The sequence below is a fragment of the Burkholderia sp. LMG 13014 genome (genome assembly GCF_905232215.1).
In the GTDB taxonomy this organism is placed as follows: Bacteria; Pseudomonadota; Gammaproteobacteria; order Burkholderiales; family Burkholderiaceae; genus Burkholderia.
The window spans coordinates 1-5,897 of sequence record NZ_CAJNKE010000385.1 but is presented as its reverse complement, the minus strand read 5'-3'; the positions used below and the strand labels follow the sequence as shown (position 1 = coordinate 5,897).

Sequence of the window (5,897 nt, the reverse complement as noted above, 5' to 3'; positions counted from 1 at the left end):
TGGAAATCACGCTCGAGCAGGCCGCACACGGCTACGACACGCAGATCCGCGTGCCGAGCTGGGTATCGTGCGAGGTCTGCCACGGCTCGGGCGCGAAGCCCGGCACGAAGCCGGAAACCTGCCCGACCTGTCACGGCCAGGGCACGGTGCGCATGTCGCAAGGCTTCTTCAGCATCCAGCAGACCTGCCCGAAGTGCCATGGCACGGGTACCTACATCCCCGAGCCGTGCGTGCATTGCCACGGGTCGGGCAAGGTGAAGGAAACCAAGACGCTCGAAGTGAAGATCCCGGCCGGGATCGACGACGGCATGCGGATCCGCTCGGCCGGCAACGGCGAACCGGGCATCAACGGCGGGCCGCCGGGCGACCTGTACGTCGAGATCCACATCAAGCCGCACTCGGTGTTCGAGCGCGACGGCGACGATCTCCACTGCCAGATGCCGATCCCGTTCACGACCGCCGCACTCGGCGGCGAGATCGAGGTGCCGACGCTGGCCGGTCGTGCATCGTTCCCGGTGCCGGAAGGCACGCAGTCGGGCAAGACGTTCCGCCTGCGCGGCAAGGGCATCAAGGGGCTGCGTTCGAGCATCGCGGGCGATCTGTACGTTCACGTGCAGGTCGAGACGCCGGTGAAGCTGACCGACAACCAGCGCGACCTGCTCAAGCAGTTCGAGAAATCGCTGGCCGAGGGCGGCGCGCGTCACAGCCCGCAGAGCAAGAGCTGGTTCGATCGTGTGAAGAGCTTCTTCGAGTAACGCGAGTAACAGCATGACTGAAGGTAACGAGAGCGCATCGTTCGCGCTCTTGGACGATTGCGACTCGACCGCGCTCGCGCGGTCGAGTCGTTTGTATTCGGGGTTCGTGCGCGAACGCGTGTGCACGGATCCGGCTCGGCTCGACGAGGTCGATGCGGCGGTGGCGCAGGATCTGCGCGACGGGCTGCATGCGGTCGTCGTCGGCGATTACGAATTCGGACGCAACCTGCAACGAGCGCAGCCGGGCCATGCCCCGCTGCGCTTTTTGCTGTATGCGCGCTGCGAGCGCCTGTCGCGCGACGAAGTCGACGCGTGGCTCGCGCAGCAGGACGGCGGTGCAACGCCGTCGATCGCGGGCGTCGCGCATGTCGAAAAAAGCGTGTCGCGCGATGCGTTCGACACGGCGATCGCCGCGGTGCACGACGCGCTGCGCGCGGGCGATTCGTATCAGGTCAACTACACGTACCGGCTGAACTTCGACGTGTTCGGCACGCCGCTCGCGCTGTACCGGCGGCTGCGGGCGCGCCAGCCGGTGCGCTACGGCGCGCTGATCGCGTTGCCCGACGGGGCGTGGGTTGTGTCGTGCTCGCCCGAGCTGTTCGTCGAGAAGCACGGCGACGTGCTGCGCGCGCGGCCGATGAAGGGCACGGCACCGCGTTCGGCCGATCCTCGCGACGATGCGGCAGCGGCCACGTTCCTCGCGAACGATCCGAAGAACCGCGCGGAAAACGTGATGATCGTCGACCTGCTGCGCAACGACGTGTCGCGGATCGCGCGCACCGGGACGGTCCGCGTGCCGGCCCTGTTCTCCGTCGAGCCGTATGCGTCCGTGTGGCAGATGACGTCGACGGTCGAGGCCGGCTGGCGCGACGGGACGACGTTCGCGCAGATGCTGCGTGCGCTGTTCCCGTGCGGATCGATCACGGGCGCGCCGAAGCACAAGACGATGCAACTGATCGATGCGATCGAATCGACGTCGCGCGGGCTCTACACGGGCGCGATCGGCTGGCTCGACGCTGCGAAGCAAGGCGCGGATTCCGAAGCGCAGGGCGATCGCCTGGCCGGCTGTGGCGATTTCTGCCTGTCGGTGGCGATCCGTACGTTGACGCTCGACGCAGCCGGCGAAGGTGATGACAGCGACGGTGCGGCCGGTGCCGACGCACACCGTCCGGCAACGGCAACGGCCGGCCGGCGCCGCGGCACGATGGGCGTCGGTGCGGGCATCGTGCTCGACAGCGTCGCGGCCGACGAATATGCGGAGTGCGAATTGAAAGCGCGATTCCTGACGGACGCCGATCCCGGCTTCCAGCTGTTCGAAACGACCGCCGCCACGCGTGCGGACGGCATCCGGTATCTCGATCGCCATCTCGCGCGGCTGCAGCGTAGCGCGGATGCGTTCGGTTTCCACTTCGACGCCGATGCGTTGCGTCGCGAGATCGACGCGCGCTGCGCGGCGCTCGACGACGACGGCGCTTACCGGATGAAGCTCGCGCTCGCGAAGGACGGCACGATCGAGATCGTCTCGGCACCGCTCAAGCCGTTGTCGGCAGGGCCGGTCGGCGTGCTGCTGGCGTCCGCGCACGGCTTCGCACCGACCCGTGCGAGCGATGCGCTGCTGCTGCACAAGACCACGCGCCGCGCCGAATACGATCGCGCGTGGCAGGCAGCGGAGGCGCTTGGCGGTTTCGACATGCTGTTCGTCAACGAGCGCGGCGAGGTGACGGAAGGCGGGCGCTCGAACCTGTTCGTGAAGCTCGACGGTCAGTGGGTGACGCCACCGCTCGAGTCTGGCGTGCTGCCGGGCGTGATGCGCGGCGTGCTGCTCGACGATCGTGCGTTCGGCGCGACGGAGCGGATCGTGACCCGCGACGACCTCGCGCGTGCGGAGGCGCTGTTGCTGACCAACGCGCTGCGTGGCGCGCTCGACGCGGTACTGAAGTAACCGGCCGACAACCAACTGCAGCCGGCAGCGTGTGAAAGAAAAAGCGCGGCGCCCCGCAAAGGGCGCCGCGCTTTTTTCATCGAGGAGCCGGCGAACGCATCGCCGGCCCCGTGACGGACGTCAGAACGAATGCTCGGGGCCGGGGAACGAACCGTCCTTGACCGCGCGCACGTACGCTTCGACGGCCGCCTGGATGTTCGGCTCGCCCTGCATGAAATCCTTCACGAAGCGCGGCCGCTTGCCGGGGAACACGCCGAGCATGTCGTGCAGCACGAGCACCTGGCCCGAGCAGTCGGCGCCTGCACCGATGCCGATCGTCGGCACGCGCAGCATCTGCGTGACTTCGGACCCGATCAGCGTCGGCACGGCTTCGAGCAGCACGACCTGCGCACCGGCCGCCTCGACCGCACGCGCGTCGCGCAGCAGTTGCGCGGCACCGGCTTCGGTCTTGGCCTGCACCTTGAAGCCGCCGAACGCGTGCACCGACTGCGGCGTAAGGCCGACGTGCGCGCACACGGGCACCGCACGCTCGACGAGGAAGCGGATCGTCTCGGTGAGCCATTCACCGCCTTCGAGCTTGACCATCTGCGCACCGGCGCGCATCAGCTTGACGCTGCTTGCGAATGCCTCGGCCGGCGTGCCGTATGTGCCGAACGGCAAGTCGGCCATGATCAGCGCGCGCGGCTGCGCGCGGGCGACACAGGCGGTGTGATACGCGATGTCGTCGAGCGACACGGGCAGCGTGGTCGTATGGCCCTGCAGCACGTTGCCGAGCGAATCGCCGATCAGCAGCACGTCGACGCCCGAACGGTCGAGCAGTGCGGAAAAGCTCGCGTCGTAGCAGGTGAGCATCGCGATCTTCTCGCCGGCGTCGCGCATTGCCTGCAGCTTGGGCACCGTGACGGCAGGCCGGCTCGATTCCTGGAGATAGGTCATGGGAAATCCGGTTCGAATGGGTAAGGAACGACAGGCGAGGACGCGTCAGCGCGTCGTCTCGCCCTTGACGAAGAACTCCTTGCGGCCGCGCATCGTCTCGATGCGCTCGACCAGCAGGGCGAGATCTTCGGGGGAGTCCAGCGGGTTCAGGTGTTCCGCGGCGACCGTCAGCACCGGCGTGCGGTCGTAGTGGTAGAAGAATTCGTTGTACGCGTCGACGAGCGAGCGCAGGTACGCATCGCTGATCTGCAGCTCCATCGGCAGCCCGCGCTTCTGGATCCGCGAGAACAGCACTTCGGGGCTCGCCTGCAGGTAGACGACGAGGTCGGGCGACGGCGCCTGCGGCACGTCCACGTGCGTCGCGACCGAGCGGTAGAGCTGCCATTCGTCTTCCGGCAGGTTCAGCCGCGCGAAGATGTCGTTCTTCTGCGGCATGAAATCGGCGATGACCGGGCGGCCCGTTTCGAGCGCGCCGATCAGCTCGCGCGCCTGTTGCGCGCGCTGCAGCGCGAACGACAGCTGCACGGGCAGCGCGTAGCGCGCGGTGTCGCGATAGAAGCGTTCGAGGAACGGGTTGTCCTGCGGGCGCTCGAGCAGCGTCTGCATCGACCAGCGTTCCGCGAGCAGGCGCGCGAGCGTCGTCTTGCCGACGCCGATCGGGCCTTCGATCACGAGATAGCGGTGCGGGGCGCGCAGGTCGGGCGCGGTGACGGTGAGGGGAGTCGGGGTCATCGGCAGCGGTTCTTGTCGGCGTCTTCGCTGGCAGCGAGCGCCTTCTGCATCAGGCACTGGCAGGTCTGCACCTTCTCGACGCGCTGATCCGCGACGGCGGCGAGGAAGGCATCGGCACGGCCGCGCGCGGGGATGTCGAGCGCCGGCTCGATCTCGACGAGCGGCACGAGCGCGAACGCACGGTCGGTGAGACGCGGGTGAGGGACGATCAGGTCGGGTTCGTCGATCGAGTCGGCGCCGAACAGCAGGATATCGAGATCGAGCGTGCGCGGCGCGTTGCGATACGGGCGCTCGCGGCCGAAGTGATGTTCGATCTTCTGGCAAAGCGCGAGCAGCTCGCGGGCCGACAGCGTCGTGTCGAGCTTGACGACGCAGTTGTAGTAGTCGTCGCCGCCCGCTTCGAACGGCGCCGTGCGATACAGGCTCGATTTGCCGAGGATCGAGATGGTGCGCTGCTGCGCGAGGCACACCACCGCGTCCTTCAGGGTCTGGCGCGCATCGCCGAGATTCGCCCCCAGTCCGATATATGCAACCGTCATGGCATCACTTCCTACGTCGTTCGCCGGCGAGCGCGTCAGTCGTCGGAACCGTCCGAGGTGTCCGGTGCCTGCTCGGCGGCACCTTCACCCGGCTTGCGGTTTCGCACACCGCCGCGGCGGCGCCGCTTGCGGGGCGATTTTTCCTTCGAGCCGCCTTGCGTGAGCAATGCCTCGCGAGCGGCCGCGTCGCCTTCGATGAAATCCGTCCACCACTGTCCGACTTCCGCATCGAGCTCGCCGGATTCGCAGCGTAACAGGAGGAAATCATACCCCGCTCTAAACCTTTGGTGTTCCAGCAGCCGCATCGCGCTGCGGCCCGAGCGTTTCTCGAGGCGCAACTGCAGGCCCCAGATCTCGCGCATGTCGGCCGAAAAACGCTTGTGGATCGCGAGTTTCTCGGTCTGCATGTCGAGCACGTCGTCCATCGCGCGATGGAGCGCCGGCACCGGGATTTCGCCTTCCGCCGTGTATTGCTCGAAGCGCTGGCGCATGTCGTGCCACAGCAGCGTCGCGAACAGGAAGCCCGGTGAGACCGGCTTGCCGGCGCGCACGCGTGCATCGGTGTTGTTCAGCGCGAGCGTGATGAACTTCTCGCCCTGCGGCTGTTCGAGCACGACGTCGAGGAGCGGCAGCAGCCCGTGGTGCAGGCCTTCCTTGCGCAGCTGCTTCAGGCACGCGAGCGCGTGGCCCGACAGCAGCAGCTTCAGCATTTCGTCGAACAGGCGCGCCGCGGGCACGTTGTTGATCAGGTCGGCGAGTGCGTTGATCGGCTCGCGCGTATGCGGCTCGATCTCGAAACCGAGCTTCGCCGCAAAGCGCACGACGCGCAGCATCCGCACCGGATCCTCGCGGAAGCGCGTGGCCGGATCGCCGATCATCCGCAACAGGCGGGCGCGCACGTCGGCCATCCCGTCGTGGTAGTCGAGCACCGTCTGCGTCGACGGGTCGTAGTACATCGCGTTGATCGTGAAGTCGCGGCGCGCGGCGTCTTCG

6 protein-coding genes are annotated in these 5,897 nt (G+C 67.5%); 2 read left to right on the top strand and 4 right to left on the bottom strand.

Annotation, left to right across the window (positions count from 1 at the left end):
• The coding region (locus JYJ84_RS26700; protein ID WP_205189656.1) for a molecular chaperone DnaJ at window positions 1–755 on the top strand (755 nt) is incomplete at its 5' end.
• A 13-nt stretch (window positions 756–768) separates the two neighbouring features.
• Window positions 769–2,697, top strand: a complete 1,929-nt coding sequence (locus tag JYJ84_RS26695) for a chorismate-binding protein (protein ID WP_175222354.1) — start codon at window positions 769–771, stop codon at window positions 2,695–2,697.
• Between the two features lie 120 nt (window positions 2,698–2,817).
• Here JYJ84_RS26695 and panB read toward each other — a convergent pair whose 3' ends face one another.
• From panB to pcnB, 4 genes are all read right to left on the bottom strand, one after another.
• Window positions 2,818–3,633, bottom strand: a complete 816-nt coding sequence (gene panB, locus JYJ84_RS26690) for a 3-methyl-2-oxobutanoate hydroxymethyltransferase (protein ID WP_122944540.1) — start codon at window positions 3,631–3,633, stop codon at window positions 2,818–2,820.
• 45 nt (window positions 3,634–3,678) lie between these two features.
• Complete coding sequence (locus tag JYJ84_RS26685; protein ID WP_085041792.1) at window positions 3,679–4,365, bottom strand: deoxynucleoside kinase; 687 nt, start codon at window positions 4,363–4,365, stop codon at window positions 3,679–3,681.
• Entirely contained in the window at window positions 4,362–4,904 is a 543-nt protein-coding gene (gene folK, locus JYJ84_RS26680) for a 2-amino-4-hydroxy-6-hydroxymethyldihydropteridine diphosphokinase (RefSeq protein ID WP_043189526.1), read from the bottom strand. The genes JYJ84_RS26685 and folK overlap by 4 nt, the downstream gene beginning before the upstream one ends.
• Window positions 4,905–4,939: 35 nt before the next feature.
• Window positions 4,940–5,897: polynucleotide adenylyltransferase PcnB (gene pcnB, locus JYJ84_RS26675; RefSeq protein WP_205189655.1), on the bottom strand; the 958-nt coding region annotated here is incomplete at its 5' end.